Here is a 14,701-nt window from a genome sequence, read left to right on the forward strand (position 1 = left end):
CAGGAGCGCCGGTACGGGCTACCGCCCCGGCACGGCCGCCTGCGCCGCTGCCGGGGACCGGTGGTCGAAGGCGATCAACGGATCGCCGGTGAGGGGGTGTTCGACCACTGCCGCCCGTACGCCGAAGACCTCGGCCAGCAGCTCGGCGGTCAGCACCTCGCGCGGTGTCCCGGAGGCCACCAGGGCGCCGCCGTGCAGGACGTGCAGCCGGTCGCAGACCGAGGCGGCGGCGTTGAGGTCGTGCAGGGCGACCAGGGTGGTGCGGCGCTGCTCCCGGAGCAGGGCGAGCAGCTCCACCTGGTGCCGGACGTCCAGATGGTTGGTCGGCTCGTCCAGCACCAGGACGTCCGGCTGCTGGGCGAGCGCCCGGGCCAGCAGCACCCGTTGCCGTTCACCGCCGGAGAGCTGGGCGAACCGTCGGTCGACGGCCTCGGCCATGCCGACCCTGGTCAGCGCCTCGGAGGTGATCCGGTGGTCCTCGGCGTCGTCGGCCGCGAAGGCCCGCTTGTACGGGGTGCGGCCCATCGCGACCACCTCGCGGACGCTCAACTCGAAGTCCCCGCCGCGCTCCTGGGGCAGTGCCCCGATGTGCCGGGCGGACTGCGCGGGCCGCAGCTCCGCGAGGTCCCGCCCGGCCAGCAGCACCCGGCCGGCGCTGGGCCGCAGGTGCCGGTAGACGGTGCGCAGCAGGCTGGACTTGCCACTGCCGTTGGGTCCGACCAGTCCGGCGATCTCCCCCTCCTCGGCGATCAGGTTGGCCCCGGCCAGCACCGTCCGGCCGGCCAGGGCGACGCTCAGGTCCTCGACGGCGATCCTCAACTGCGCTCCAGTCGTCGATCCAGCAGGTAGAGCAGGGTGGGGGCGCCGAGGACGGCGGTGACCACGCCGATCGGCAGTTCCTGGCCGTCCAGGGCGGTGCGGGCCACCGTGTCGACGACGACCAGCAGCAGCGCCCCGGTGAGCGCGGACAGCGGCAGCAGCCGCCGGTGGTCGCCGCCGACCAGCAGCCGGCACACGTGCGGCACCATCAGCCCGACGAAGCCGATCGCCCCGGAGACGGCGACCAGCACCCCGGTGAGCACACTGGTGACCACGAAGACCTCGCGGCGCAGCCGGGTGACGTCCACGCCGAGCCCGGCGGCCGTCTCGTCGCCCATCAGCATCGCGTTGAGCCCCCGGGCGCGGGCCTGGAGCAGGGCCAGTCCGAGCGCCACGGCGACGGCGGGGACGGCGAGTTGGGCCCACACGGCGCCGCCGAGGCTGCCCATCAGCCAGAACAGCACGCCCCTGGTCTGCTGCTCGTCGCGGGTCTGCAGGACCAGGTAGCTGGTGATGCCGCCGAGGAACTGGGCGATGCCGATGCCCGCGAGGACCAGCCGCAGCGGCGAGAAGCCGCCACCGCGCCGGGCCATCAGCCAGACCAGCGAGAACGCGGCGAGCGCGCCGGCGAACGCCGCCAGGGAGACGGTGAGGCCGAGCGCGCTGCCGAAGGAGAGCTGGAGCCCGAGGGTGGTGCCGAGGACGATGGCGGCGACCGCACCCAGCGAGGCGCCGGAGGAAATGCCGAGCAGGTAGGGGTCGGCGAGCGGGTTGCGGACCAGGGCCTGCACGGCGGTGCCGACCAGGCCGAGTCCGGCGCCCACCACGGCCGCCAACAGGGCGCGCGGGACGCGCAGTTGCCAGACGATGAGGTCGCGGGTGCCGGGTTCGGGGGCCCGGCCGGTGAGCCGGCGGGCGACCACCGACCAGACCTCGCCGGGCGGGACGTCCACCGAGCCGAGCGAGACGGCGACGGTCAGCGCGAGCACCAGGGCGACGGCGAGGGCGGCGGCCAGCGGCCCGGCCCGCAGGGTGCGGGCCGGGCGGGCTTCGCCGCGCTCGTTGCGAGCGATGGCCGATGTCACCGGCTACTGCCCGCTCTTAGCGGGGTCGGGGCTCTTCGCGGGGTCCGGGCTCTTCGCGGGGTCCGGGCTCTTGACGAGGTCCGGGTGGACGGTGGCGGCGATCTGCCGGACGGCCTCGGCGTTGCGCACCCCCGCGATGGTGGTCACCTCGGAGCCGAGCCGGACGAAGTGCCCCTCCTGGACGGCCTTCAGGCCCTGGGTCGCGGGGAAGCCCTTCAGGAAGGCCTCTGCCTCGTCGAAGGCCTTGCGGGTGGCCTCCTCGCTGCCCCGGTTGCGCACGGCCAGCTGGATCCAGTCGGGGTTCTTGGCGACCACGTCCTCCCAGGAGCCGGGCTTGAAGTCGGCGTCGCAGTCGGCGAACACGTTGCGCGCCCCGGCCTGGGTGATCACGGCGTTGGCGACCTGCCGGCCGCAGACCGCCACCGGCTGCTTGGTACCGGCGTCGAAGTCGAAGACGAAGTAGCTCGGCCGCTGCCCCTCCGGCACGGCGGCGAGCGCGGTGCGGACCTCGCCGAGCTGCTTCTCCATCCCGGCGACCAGTTCCTCCGCCCGCGCGGCGGTGCCGGTCACGGCGCCCAGCCGGCGGACGTCCTCCTCGATCCCGGCGAGGTCGGTGCGCGGCGCCTTGGCGGCCTTCGGCGTCCCGGCGCAGGCGGTGGAGAGCAGGTACACGTGCTGGATGCCGGCCGCCGCGTACTCCTCCTCGCTCGGCCCGGTGGCGCCACCGCCCATCATCGGCATCGCGCCGAAGGTGTCCACGTAGAGGTCGGCGCCGGAGCCGAGCAGCTTCTCCTTGGGTATGCCCTTGTCCCCGAGCACCGGCACCTTGGCGCCCTGCTCGGCGACGGCGGCGGGCAGGGTGCCCTTGCCGGGCGGGAAGCCGGTGCCGATAACCCGCTCGCCCGCGCCGAGTTGGAGCATCAGCTCCAGGCCGGCGGCGTTGCTGGTGACGATCCTGGCGGGCGCCTTGGCGATGCTGGTCTCCTTGCCCGCGCAGTCGGCGACCTTGACGGGGAAGCCACCGCCCGGGTCGTCCCGGACGGTGACGGAGGCGCTCGGCCCGCCCCCGGTCCCGCTTCCGCAGGCCGTGGCGAACAGGGCGACGGCGGCTGCGATTCCGCAGGCGACGCGAGGGCGCATGACAACTCTCTCCTGGTCGGTGACCGTGCTCGGTGACGGTGCTGGTGACCGCGCTGGTGACCGTGCTCGGTGCTTGTCGTGGGTGGTCGTGGGTGGTCGTGGGTGGGTCGTGGCTGGTCGTGCCGAAGGCCCGTACTGCGGACCCGGACCAGGTAGTCGGGCGGCCGGGCCGATGGGTTCCCCGCGATTCGCGACCGGTCGTCGTCGGCGCGCCCCCTCGCCCCGGAGCCGGACGTAGGCTGGCCGGATGGCCGCCCCCACCGTCCCGCGCGACGACCTCGACCTCCCCGTCCGGCTCGGGCCGCGTCCGCCCCGCCGGGTGGTCTCGCTGGTGCCCTCGCTGACCGAGGCGGTCGCCGCCACCGCGCCCGGGCTGCTGGTCGGCGCCACCGACTGGTGCAGCCACCCCGCCGACCTGTCCGTCACCCGGATCGGCGGCACCAAGAACCCGGACGTCCCGCGCATCCTCGCGCTCGCACCGGACGTCGTCCTCGCCAACGACGAGGAGAACCGGCGCCCCGACCTGGACGCGCTGCGGGCGGCCGGCGTCCCGGTCTGGGTCACCGACATCCGCACCCTGGACGACGCCCTCAGCTCCCTGCACCGGCTGCTGACCACCGCCTGCGGACTGCCCAGGCCGCCCTGGCTGGACGAGGCGGAGGCGGCCTGGGCCCCGGTCGGGAGCGGCGGAACTCCCGCGCTGGGCGACGGCCCGCGGACCGTCGTGCCGATCTGGCGCCGCCCGTGGATGGTCCTCGGCCGCGACACCTTCGCCGGGGACCTGCTGCGCCGCCTGGGCCTGCGGCTCGTCCACGCCGACCACCCCGAGCGCTACCCGGCCGTTCCGCTGCCCGAACTGCTCGCCTGCCGACCCGAGTTGGTCGTCCTGCCGGACGAGCCGTACCGCTTCACCGCCGAGGACGGCCCGGAGGCGTTCCCGGGCACGCCGGCGGCGCTGGTCAGCGGACGGCACCTGACCTGGTACGGCCCCTCGCTGGTGACCACCCCCGCCGTGCTGCGGCAGGCCCTCGACCACCCGTACGGTCCGGGCGGCGGAGCGGGCGCCTCGTAGGACGACCGCCACTCACCGACGGCCGCCGGTGACACCGGGCTACGAGGGTCGAGCGAGGGCGGGAGGAAAGCGCCGGCTGAGGGCGGGTGCCCCGGAACGTGACAGGGCCCGGGACGCGTGTTCGCGTCCCGGGCCCTGCGGCAGTGTGGCCTTGCCGGCTTGTTTCGTCAGCCGCGCGCGGCGGTGACGGCGGCGCCCAGCGCCTCCTTGATCCGGGGACCGAGGCGGGCGAAGCCCAGCTCCTTCATGGCCGCCCGCAGCAGTTCCTCGTCGGTCCGCTCGACGCCGTCGCCGTCCACCCACCGCACGACGGCGAGCAGCTCGTCGGCGGAGTAGGCGGTCACGGGGCGACCGGGCGTGAAGTCCGGCTTCACGGGACGGACGTCGGCCTCCGGCTCGGCGGCGGGGGCTTCGGCAGCGGCGACGGGCTCGGGCTCGGCCGCGACCTCAACGGCGGGCTCGGGCTCGGGCGCGACGGCAGGCTCCTCGGCCTCGACCACCGGCTCCGCCGCCTCCACGGCAACAGCCTCGGGCTCGGCCGCGACCTCAACGGCGGGCTCGGGCTCGGTGACCGGCTCGGGCTCGGCAGCCGCCTCGGCGACCACGGCCTCAGCCGTCTCGGCCTCGGCCTCGGCCTCGGCCTCAACGGCAGGCTCGTCCACCTCCGCGGCCGGCTCGTCGACGGTGGGCTCCACCGCGACAGCCACCGGCTCGACCTCGACCTCAGCCTCGGCCGCGACCTCGGCGGCACTCTCGGCAGTCTCGATCGCCGGCGCATCGGTCTCGGCGGCGGGCTCCTCCACCACGTTCGCCTCAGCCTCGACGACGTCGATGACCTCGGCGGTCGGCTCCTCGACGGCGGGCTCCGTCACCTCGGGCTCCGTCACGACGGGCTCAGGCTCGGTCTCGGCCACCGGCGCGACCTCGACCACGGTCTCAGCCTCGGCCGCAACCTCAGCGACCGGCTCCTCGGCCACGACCTCGGCGGCGGGCTCCTCGACCTCAACGGCCTCAACGACCTCGGCGGCCGGGTCGGCCTCCGGTTCCGTCTCCGCCGGGGTCTCGTCCACGGCCTCGGCCAGGGCGGCGGTCGCGGCCGCCACCAGGTCGTCGGCCGCCGGGGAGGGCGCCGGGAGGGTGACCACCGCGGCCTGGGCCTCCTCGTCGGCCTGCTCCGTCGCCGGCTCCTCGGCCACGACACCCGTGTCCGACGGCGTCTCCGCCTCGACCTCGGCCTCGACCTCGGCCTCTGCCTCAGCCTTGACCTCGGTCGCGGTCTCGGTCTCGACCTCAGGCTTGACCTCGGCCTCGACCTCGGCCTCTGCCTCAGCGGCCGCGGGCGCCGTGGCGGCCTCGTCGGCCTCCTCCGCCGGAGCGGTCGCCGGAGCCGGGGCCTTCTCTCCCAGCCCGTCCCGCTGCCCACCGGCCAGCGCCTGCAGGGCAGCCGCCTCGGCGTCAGCCAGGTCCGCCGACTCCTCGGTCCCGGCCTTCTCGGCCACAGCCTCCTCGGCACCGGCCTCGCCGTCGACCTCAGCAGCGGCCTCGGGAGCGACCTCGTCCGTCGCCTCGGCAGCGTCCTCGGCCTCGGGCTGCTCCTCGATCGCCGCGTCCCCCGTGGCGATGGCCTTCTCCCCGAGCCCGTCCCGCTGCCCGGCGACCAGCGCCTGGCGGGCCGTGTACGCGGCCTCGGCGGCGCGGCGGTCGGCCTTGGCTGCGGCGAGTTCGGCGAGCAGGTCGGCGAGGCCGGCCTCCTCCAGGCCGACCCGCAGGCCGCGGATGGTGGGCAGGCGGTAGAGGGTGCCCTCGTCGGCGGCGAGCCGCTCGACCAGGTCGATCAGCTCGGCGAAGGGCAGCCCGTCCAGGTCGTGGTCGGGCAGCAGGCGGGCGAGGCCGCGCAGGCCGGTGTTGATCGCCTCGAAGGCCTGGGCGGTGCGGTCGACCAGGGCGCCGTCGCCGGGCACTCGCGGGAGGGTGCCGGCCGGGGCGAGCGCGGCCCAGGCGCGGCGCTCGATCTCGGCGGAGGTGAGGGCCTCGTGCAGGTCCTCCCGGCGGATGCGGCGATCGGTGGCGAGTGCGACGGCCTGCTTGCGCAGCGAGCGGCCGCGCAGCCAGGAGAGCTTGACGCCGTTCTCGCGGCGCCAGGTGCTGTCGGCGGTGGCTGCGGCGAGGGCGCCGAGGTCGGCGTCGTACGCGGCGGGGAAGAGGGCCGTGGAGGTGCGGTGCACCCGCTGGAGCATCTCGACCAGCAGCACGGTCTTGGCGACGGTGTCGGGCTCGTCCAGCTTGACGTCGGCGGCGAGGGCGGTGACGGCCTCCCACGTCTGCTGGAGGTCGCTGCCGCGCAGTTCGGCGAGGGCCGTGGAGGCGGCGCGAGCGTCCTCGGGGGTGGCGACGGTGTCGACGGCCGCGTACCAGGCGTGGGTCTCGGCGGTGAGCGTGAAGGCCCCGAGCTCGGCGTAGCGGCCGAGGTCCTCGCGGAGGTCGGGCTCCGCGGCGGCGTCCTGGGGGTCCTTGACGTCTGCGGCGTCGGCGACGTCCGCCGGGTCGGCTGCGTCGGCGTTGCGCGAGTGAAGCACTGTCATGTGAGGTCCGGTTCTGGGCGACGACGGCGGGGCTGGCGGCGAGGGGGCGGCGGACCGGTTGCGCGGGGTCGCCCCTGAGGCGGGGCTGGGGGGCGCGCGGGCGGGCTGCCGGTTGTGGACGCCCAGAATACGGGTGCCCGTTCGAGGCTTGCACGCACCCACCGCCCCGACGGGCGGGTGTCGTGTGCCATACCGCCCGCCTGGCCGCCACTCGGGCGGTCCGCCCGGGTGGTCGGGCGTTGGTCCGGACGGGTGTCTCCGCTGCTCACGGCTCCTCCTCGCGACTCCTCCTCGCGGAACCCACCGCAGCTGTTCACCGCAGCTGTTCACTGCGGCTGTTCACTGCGGCTGTTCACCGTGGCTGTTCACCGTGGCTCCTCGCACGGCCCTCCGACAGGCGGCTCCGGCCGACGGCCGGTGCGGCCGCCGGTGCGGCCGTTGGCGCGGCCGTCGCGACGGCTGTCGGGAGGGCCCTCACGACGGCCCTCGGCCCGACGGTGGCCCCGGCGGAACCGCTCCATCGGCACCTCCCGGACGCCACGTCCCCGTACCGGGCCCGGCCGGCCGGGCGGCGGCCGGTAGCCGGCCCGGCCGAGGGCCCGCAGATCGACCGGCGCGAGGTATTCGCTGAGCGCGGTGCGGTGCCACCACGCGCCGGTTTCCCGCAGTTCGCGCCAATCGGTGAACCGGTAGAGGTAGAGGGTCGCCCGGACGTGGGTCGGCGGGGCGTCCGGGAAGGGGTTGTGGCGCAGCAGGCGCAGGGTGGCCCGGTCGCCGGACAGCAGGCGGGCGACGAAGGGGAGGAACCAGGGGCGGGCGTAGGCGGAGGAGATGCCGGCGAACCACATCAGCCAGTCGAGCCGCAGGTGGTAGGGCGCGAACTGGCGCGGGCGGCGGCGCACGTCGCCGGGCTTGCCCTTGAAGCCGTACTCGCGCCAGACGGTGTGCGGGGTGAGCACCGTCTCGTCGGTGCCCTCGACCACCACCTCCTGGCGGAACCGGTTGACACTGCCGAAGGCGCCGTAGGTGTTGACGAGGTGCAGGCGGTTGAAGGAGCGGTTCATGGCCTGGCCGCGGGAGATCATGTTGCGCACCGGCCAGTAGCTGAGCACCAGGACGGCGGCGGTCAGCGCGATCACCAGCACCTCGTACCAGACCGGGGTGCCGGGGTAGGCGCGGGCGTGGACGGGCAGGCCGAGGCGGGCCGGTTCGACGGCGGCGAGGGCGAGGGCGATGGTCAGCCAGTTGAGCCAGGCGAAGTTGCCGGACGCCACCAGCCAGAGCTGGGTGGCGATGACGGCGCAGGCCGCGCCGCTCGCGACCGGCTGCGGCAACAGCAGGCCGACCGGTACGACGAGTTGGACGAAGTGGTTGACGGCGGCCTCGACCCGGTGCAGCGGGGCGGGCAGGTGGTGGAAGAACCAGCTGAGCGGCCCGGGCATCGGCTGGGTCTCGTGGTGGTACTGGAGGCAGGTCAGGTCGCGCCAGCAGCTGTCGCCGCGCAGCTTGATCAGTCCGGCGCCGAACTCGACCCGGAAGGCCAGCCAGCGCATCAGCCACAGCACCAGGGTGGGCGGGGCGGTGTCGGCGTCGCCCAGGAAGGCGGCGAGGAAGCCTGCTTCGAGCAGCAGGGACTCCCAGCCGAAGGAGTACCAGGTCTGCCCGACGTTGACGATGGAGAGGTAGAGGGTCCAGAGCACCGCCCACAGCAGGATCGACGTCCAGAGCGGGACGGCGTCACCGAGCCCGGCCGCGACGGCTGCGGCGAGCGCGGCGCCGCTCCAGGCGACGGCGGCGAAGAACCGGTCGCTGTAGTGGAGGTGGAACAGGCCGGGCGACCGGCGGAACGGGACCCGGGCGGTGAAGCGGGGCACCGGCAGCATCCCGTCGGCGCCGATGAGCGCGCGGAACTGCCCGGCGGCGGCCAGGAATCCGATCAGGTAGAGGGCGGCGAGCAGGCGTTGGACGAGCAGCCGGCTCAGCCAGTAGTCGGGGGCGGCGAACCAGTCCATGCGGCCCATGCCTACCATCCGGTGCCCCGGGCACGGGCCCGGTCGGGGCGGCGGAGCGGGGAGGGTTCACCCGCTCGGCCCGGGCGGCGGGCCTCCGGCAGTGCCGGGCGGACACGGACGAGCACGGGAACGGCACCCGGCGGGCGCCCGGCGGGCTCCCGGCGCCGGACGGCGGGCTCCCGGCGCCGGACGGCAGCGTGACGGGGTCCTCTCCACGGGGGTGAGAGGCGCCCCGCCACGGTGGTGGACGGTCCGCACCCGGCCGGGGTTCAGACGGGCAGGCCGGGTCCGGCCCCGCCGGCGACGGCGGAGCGGCCGGGCACGGAGGCGCCGCTCTGCTGGAGCCGGTCGACGAGCAGGGCGGCCAGCGTGCCGAGCTCCTCCTCGGTGCGGGACTGGGCGGTGATGTCCATGCCGACGGTGAGGACGCCGTTGATCCGTCCGGTGAGCGCGGCCCGCAGCGGGGTGCAGGTGAAGCTGAACACCTGCCGTCCGCGTTGCGCGTCGGGACGGGCGGAATCGATCCGGACGCCGTCGAGGACGGCGGTGCGACCGGTGTGGTACGCCTCCACGACGGTCTGTTCGAGGCCGGCGGCGCCGAGCTGCGGGTAGGCGGCGCCGATCGTCCCGTAGGCCGTCGGCGCGCCGAAGGTGTCGGTGTGCTGGGCGTTGGCGTACCGGATCTCCTGGGCCGGGCCCTCGGTGAGCATGATGGGGAACGGCGAGCCGTCGAAGGCGGCGAACATCTCCTGGCGCTGGGCGAGCAGGCTGTCGCGCAGCCGGATCTCGGAGAGCAGCGCCTCGGCGAGGTGCTGGATGTCGCGCAGCCGCTCGCGCCCCCACTGCCGGGGTTCCCGGTCGAGGACGCAGACCGTGCCGATGACGGTGTTGGTGTCGTCGACGAGCGGGGCGCCGAGGTAGGCGCGGACGCCGAGTTCGTCCACCACCGGGTTCCCGGCGAACCGGGGGTAGGCGAGGATGTCATCGAGGGCGAGGGGGGAGCGCTGGGCGACGACGTGCGGGCAGAAGCCGTGGCTCAGCGGCATCTCGCGGGTGGGGAGGTCGAACGCGATGCCGCGGTCCGCCCAGGACGATCCGTCCTCGGCCCTGACATCGGTCGAACTTGGCGGAATGTAGAGCCCGCGGAACATCTGGCGTTCGTCATTGATGAAGTTGACCATCGCGATGGGAGCGCGCGTGATACTGGCTGCGAGGTGGGCGAAGCGGTCGAAGGCCTCGTCCGCGGACGGGTCGTTGAGCCCGAGGCCGCGCAGCCTGCGGGTTCGCGCGGACTCGCCGGAGGCACCCGGGAACTGGCCTTGAGTGCTCATCACATCAGTCATGGCGCACATGTAACCAGACATCAGAACAGCCGGACCGTCCCGATCGACCGTTCCTCAGCCTTGCCGATGGCCCGTCAAAACTGCACGTGAACGACCGGTCGACGGACCGTCACGGAAGCGAAGATCGATTCCCGGCCGGGGCCGGGGCGAAACCCCTCCGGACGGGGACGGGCCGAATCGCGCCAATCCAAGATCGACTCTGGGCTGCCCCGGCACCCCATACAACAATGAGCCCTGCCGAAGACACGGACGATGCCCGCCACCGGGACACCGCCCGGTGACGCATGCGCCGATCGCACCGGGGCGACCGGCCGGAACTCCCGCACACCCACCGCCCCCCGCGGGGTTGCCGGAGCGGCATCGACGGCACGAACGGAGGCACGGCACCGCACACACCGAGAGGACCGGAGCATGGCGATGGACTACTTCACCGACGACCGTCACGAGGAGCTTCGCGCCGAGGTCCGTGACTTCGCGGAGAAGGAGGTGCGTCCGCGGGTGGCCGGGATGGAGGCCGAGCGGAAGATCGAGTTCGAGCTGGCCCGGCAGATCGCCCGCCAGGGCTGGATCGGCGTGACGATCCCGCGGGAGTTCGGCGGCCTCGGCCTGGGGCACGTCGCCAAGACCGTGATCATCGAGGAGCTGGCCCGGGTCAGCGGGGCCGCCGGCTCGATCGCGCAGGCCTCCCAGCTGGGCGTGGCCAAGGTCCTCCACTACGGCTCCCAGGCCCAACGCCGCAAGTGGCTGCCGAAGTTCGCCTCCGGGGAGTGCCTGCCGACCATCGCCGTCACCGAACCGGAATCCGGCGGGCACGTGCTCGGGATGACCGGCACGGCGGTGCGCGACGGCGACGAGTACGTGCTCAACGGCCGCAAGTGGTTCGTCGGCAACTCCCACATCGGGGACGTGCACGGCGTGGTCCTGCGCACCGGCCAGGGCAGCCGGGGCCTGTCCGCCTTCCTGGTCGAGAGCGACCGGCCCGGGTTCCGCACCGGCTCCCCCGGGTCGCAGAGCGGGCTGCACGGCTTCAGCTTCGGCGAGATCCTCCTGGAGGACTGCCGCGTCCCGGCCGGCAACCGGCTCGGCCGGGAGGGACAGGGGCTGGACGTCGCCTACTCCTCCTCCACCCTCTACGGCCGGATCAACCTCGCCGCCGTCGCGCTCGGCATCCACACCGCGATCGTCGAGGACACCGTCCGGTTCGCCGGGGGACGCGTCCTGTACGGCCAGCCGCTCAGCCAACTCCCGAACATCATGCTCAAGCTGGGCGAGATGCAGTCCCGGCTGATGACCGCCAGGCTCGCCGCCTACCACGCCTCCCACCTGCTCGACCACGGCCGCGCCTGCGACGCCGAGCTGATGAACGCCAAGCTCATCAACACCGAGTACGCACTTGACTCCGCGCGCAACGCCATGGAGATCCACGCCGCCCGCGGCCTCCAGCCCGAGTTCGGCATCGAGCGCTACCTGCGGGACGCCACCCACGTCTACCCGCCGGCCGGCACCTCGGACGTCCAGCGGCTGCGGCTCGGGCAGTTCGCCTCCGGCACGTACGGCAAGCAGTGGTCGGCGGAGCTGTCCGACCTGACCAGCTGGGCCTGGAGCGAGCTCGCCGCCCAGCGGGAGGCCTCGGTGGAGAAGCCGCCGGGGAGGGGCGGACGGGTGCTGCCGATGCCACTGGCGGGCTGAGGCCCCGCCCGCCACAACGACACTTGACCTGTTCCTGGCGAATTCCCCGGGGGGCTGTCCCCGCCCTCCGGGAACCGTCGGCACCATCGGGGCGAGGGCCGCGAGCTGCGGCGATGCACCGGCGGACCCTCCGGCCCGAACCCCGTTCCGACGCCATCGGCCCATCGGGCCGGGCCAGTTGATATTGCGTCGACGCCGCCCGGGGCTGATAGCGTTCCGTGCCGTCGACGGCCGTGCTGCACCGCGCCGGAGCAGTGACAGCACGTCACCGGCTCCGGCACCCCCGGCCCCGACTCCCTGAAGCCCGGCCGCGCCGTACGGGATCGACCCCGCCGCTCGGACCCACCGGTCCGGACCGGCGTCCCGGTCCCGCGACTCGGCCCTGCAGCAAGGAATCAGATGCCAGGCATACCGGCCCCCCGCACGGGCCACCGCGCCGGCCGGTCCGGCTCGCTCCGCGGCCCGCTCCTCTCCCTCGTACTGGTCCCCGGCCTGGGCCTCGCCGCCGCCTGGGGCTACGCCGCCTACCTGCTGCGCGACTCCGGACAGCGCACCGCACTGCTGGCCGGCAGCGCGGCCGTCGCCCTGGTGCTGCTGATCAGCCTGGTCCGTGGCGTCCGGACCGCCTGGGCCCTGTCCGCGCGGCTGTCCGGCCTGCGGGCCGACACCTTCGCGCTCGCCGAGCAGGAGATCCCCGAGGTGGTCGGACGGCTGCGCGCCGGGGAGCAGGTGCCCGCCCCGGCCGTCTGGGCACCCTCCCGGCGGGCCGGCGACGACGTCCAGCAGACCTCGGAGGGCCTCGCCGCCGTCCGCCAGGCCGCGATCGCCGCCATCGTCCACCAGGCCCAGGGGCGCGAAGGGACGAAGAAGGTCTTCCTCAACATCGCCCGGCGCACCCAGATCCTGATCCACCGGCAGATCAGCATGCTGGACGCGCTCGAACGCGAGCACGAGGACCCGGAACTGCTGCGCGAACTGTTCGCGGTCGACCACCTGGCCACCCGGATGCGGCGCAACGCCGAGAACCTGGTCATCCTCGGCGGCGCCCTGCCCGCCCGGCGCTGGCGCAACGCCGTGCCCATGGTCAACGTGCTGCGCAGCGCCGTCTCGGAGACCGAGAGCTACTCCCGGGTCGTCGTCCACGGCGTGCCGCGCGTCTCGCTCGACGGGCAGGCCGTCGCCGACGTCATCCACCTGGTCGCCGAGCTGATCGAGAACGGCACCACCTTCTCCCCGCCGTACACCCAGGTGCAGGTCTCGGCTCAGGAGGTCGCGGAGGGCCTGGCGGTCGAGGTCGAGGACCGCGGGCTCGGCATGACCGAGCAGGAGTACCAGCGGTTCAACGCGTACCTGGCCGACCCGCCCGAGCTGGACGTCTCCGCGCTCGGCGACGACCTGCGGCTCGGCCTGTTCGTCGTCGCGCGCCTCGCCTCCCGGCACGAGGTCCGGGTCTCGCTGCGGCCGTCCCCGTACGGCGGCACCCGGGCGGTGGTGCTGGTGCCGTCGGCGCTGCTGGAGCAGGCCGGACACCCGGCCGCGGTGCCCGGGCTGCCGTCGGGGGCCCGGATCACCCGGGCTCCGGTGTCCGAGGGGCAGGCGGGGCAGGCGGGGCAGGCGGGGCAGGCGGGGCAGGCGGGGCAGGCGGGGCAGGCGGGGCAGGCGGGGGCCGAGGACGGCTCGGGTTCCGGTTCCGGTTCCGGCTCCGACGGCCAGTCCGGCTCCGGTTCAGGTCCCGGGCCCGGGCCCGACGGCCTCGGGCCAGGACCGTCGGACGCGGCGGCAGAGGGGCTCGGCGGGCCGCTGGGCGGGGTCCAGCAGGCTCCGGGGCCCTTCGGCCTCCCCGGGGCTCCCCCTGTCCCCTACGCCACGGACGGCCCCCGCACGGGCGCCGCAGGGCTCGGCGATGTCGCCGGTGCTGCTGGTGTCCCCGGTGCTCCCGGGGTCGCTGGTGTCGCCGGTGTCACCGGTGCCGTCCGCGCCGATGTGCCGCCCGCCAACGGGGGCTTGGCGGTCGGCGCCGAGATCCCCGGGCTGCCCGGCGCCGTGGTCGTGCCCCGGCCCGTACTGCCGCGCATGTACGACCTGTCGGGCAGCCCCACGGGGGGACACACGGCCGGACTGCCCGCCGTCAGCCGCGCCGACGGCCCGGGGACCGACCCGGGGACCGGCCCGAAGGACGACACGGGCGATGGCCCGGACCGCGGACCGAGCGCGCCCCGGGTCCTGCCGCGGCGGGCCCTCGGCGCCGGGTCGGACGTGCCCCGGGGCGAACAGTGACGACGCGGCGCACCGGACCCCTGCACGATCACCACCGGACGCCGAGCGGGCCCGCCGGGCGGCGGCTCACCCCGTTCCCGCACACGAGACCCGAAGCCGCCGGGCGGCGGCGAGGCCCCGGCCCGGGTGGCCCGCCGGCCCGAGCGAACGGGCCGATTCCGCCTCAGGCCTTGGTGTGGACCGGGTGGAGCTCGGCGAGCGACCCGACCAGGGGGGCCAGCTCGGGGACCTCGGTGGCCTCGGCCAGCGTCGCCTCCAGGGCGGCGTCGTGCACCGGCCGGGCGGCCGTCAGCAGGTCACGGCCCTCGGCCGTCAGCTCGGTGTAGATGCCGCGCCGGTCGTCCGCGCAGAGGAAGCGGCTGAGCAGGCCCCGGTCCTCCAGGCGGCTCACCAGCCGGGTCGTCGCACTGCTGCTCAGCGCCGCCGCGCGGGCCAGCTGCTGCATCCGCATGTGCCAGCCGTCCTGGCGGGAGAGCGCGTCCAGCACCGTGTACTCGACCACCGAGAGCTTGAACTCGGCCTGGAGCGCCTTCTCCAGTGCGGTGTCGATCATCCCGTGCAGCGCGGCGAGCGTCCGCCAGCCGCTGGCCCGGACCTCGGCCGCATCGTCGCGGATTCCCATGGCTCGCCCACCCTTCCGTCGCGCTGCTCGTGCCGTGTGCCGGACGAGGCCCCGTGCGAG

The 14,701-nt window shown here is 74.8% G+C and carries 10 protein-coding genes; 3 read left to right on the plus strand and 7 right to left on the minus strand.

The annotated features are described in order from the left end of the window. Positions 1 to 18 precede the first annotated feature (18 nt). From ACFVGO_RS07145 to ACFVGO_RS07155, 3 genes are read right to left on the minus strand one after another with little or no spacing between them, the layout of a single operon-like run. Positions 19 to 819 carry an ABC transporter ATP-binding protein gene (locus ACFVGO_RS07145; protein WP_359900381.1) on the minus strand — a complete coding sequence of 267 codons (801 nt, stop codon included), beginning with the start codon at positions 817 to 819 and terminating at the stop codon, positions 19 to 21. After that, on the minus strand, positions 816 to 1,904 hold the full coding sequence (locus ACFVGO_RS07150; protein ID WP_359900379.1) for an iron ABC transporter permease: 1,089 nt from the start codon (positions 1,902 to 1,904) through the stop codon (positions 816 to 818). The genes ACFVGO_RS07145 and ACFVGO_RS07150 overlap by 4 nt, the downstream gene beginning before the upstream one ends. Before the next feature lie 3 nt (positions 1,905 to 1,907). Then, positions 1,908 to 3,044 (minus strand): ABC transporter substrate-binding protein, encoded by a 1,137-nt coding sequence (locus tag ACFVGO_RS07155; protein WP_380631012.1) that lies wholly within the window; start codon positions 3,042 to 3,044, stop codon positions 1,908 to 1,910. Between the two features lie 247 nt (positions 3,045 to 3,291). On the opposite strand from ACFVGO_RS07155, the gene ACFVGO_RS07160 reads away from it, so the two are divergent. Next, the gene (locus ACFVGO_RS07160; protein ID WP_380631013.1) at positions 3,292 to 4,116 is read left to right on the plus strand and encodes a helical backbone metal receptor; all 825 of its coding nucleotides are present in this window, start codon (positions 3,292 to 3,294) and stop codon (positions 4,114 to 4,116) included. Between the two features lie 167 nt (positions 4,117 to 4,283). On the opposite strand, the gene ACFVGO_RS07165 is transcribed toward ACFVGO_RS07160, so the two are convergent. The 3 genes from ACFVGO_RS07165 to ACFVGO_RS07175 all read right to left on the minus strand — a co-directional run bounded on the left by ACFVGO_RS07165 (position 4,284) and on the right by ACFVGO_RS07175 (position 10,053). After that, on the minus strand, positions 4,284 to 6,698 hold the full coding sequence (locus tag ACFVGO_RS07165; protein ID WP_380631014.1) for a hypothetical protein: 2,415 nt from the start codon (positions 6,696 to 6,698) through the stop codon (positions 4,284 to 4,286). A 365-nt stretch (positions 6,699 to 7,063) separates the two neighbouring features. Next, positions 7,064 to 8,710, minus strand: a complete 1,647-nt coding sequence (locus ACFVGO_RS07170; RefSeq protein ID WP_380631015.1) for a lipase maturation factor family protein — start codon at positions 8,708 to 8,710, stop codon at positions 7,064 to 7,066. Positions 8,711 to 8,979: 269 nt separating this feature from the next. Continuing rightward, positions 8,980 to 10,053, minus strand: a complete 1,074-nt coding sequence (locus ACFVGO_RS07175) for a GAF domain-containing protein (RefSeq protein WP_380631016.1) — start codon at positions 10,051 to 10,053, stop codon at positions 8,980 to 8,982. 411 nt (positions 10,054 to 10,464) lie between these two features. On the opposite strand from ACFVGO_RS07175, the gene ACFVGO_RS07180 reads away from it, so the two are divergent. Both ACFVGO_RS07180 and ACFVGO_RS07185 read left to right on the plus strand, forming a co-directional pair. After that, a complete protein-coding gene (locus ACFVGO_RS07180; protein ID WP_380348387.1) occupies positions 10,465 to 11,742 on the plus strand; it encodes an acyl-CoA dehydrogenase family protein in 1,278 nt (425 codons plus the stop codon). A gap of 399 nt (positions 11,743 to 12,141) precedes the next feature. Beyond that, positions 12,142 to 14,019, plus strand: coding sequence for an ATP-binding protein (locus tag ACFVGO_RS07185; protein WP_380631017.1), 1,878 nt, complete (start codon positions 12,142 to 12,144; stop codon positions 14,017 to 14,019). Between the two features lie 163 nt (positions 14,020 to 14,182). On the opposite strand, the gene ACFVGO_RS07190 is transcribed toward ACFVGO_RS07185, so the two are convergent. Beyond that, entirely contained in the window at positions 14,183 to 14,641 is a 459-nt protein-coding gene (locus tag ACFVGO_RS07190) for a MarR family transcriptional regulator (protein WP_359914760.1), read from the minus strand. Between the last annotated feature and the right edge of the window lie 60 nt (positions 14,642 to 14,701).

It is taken from the genome of Kitasatospora sp. NPDC057738, assembly GCF_042798815.1.
Lineage (GTDB): Bacteria > Actinomycetota > Actinomycetes > Streptomycetales > Streptomycetaceae > Kitasatospora > Kitasatospora lactacystinica.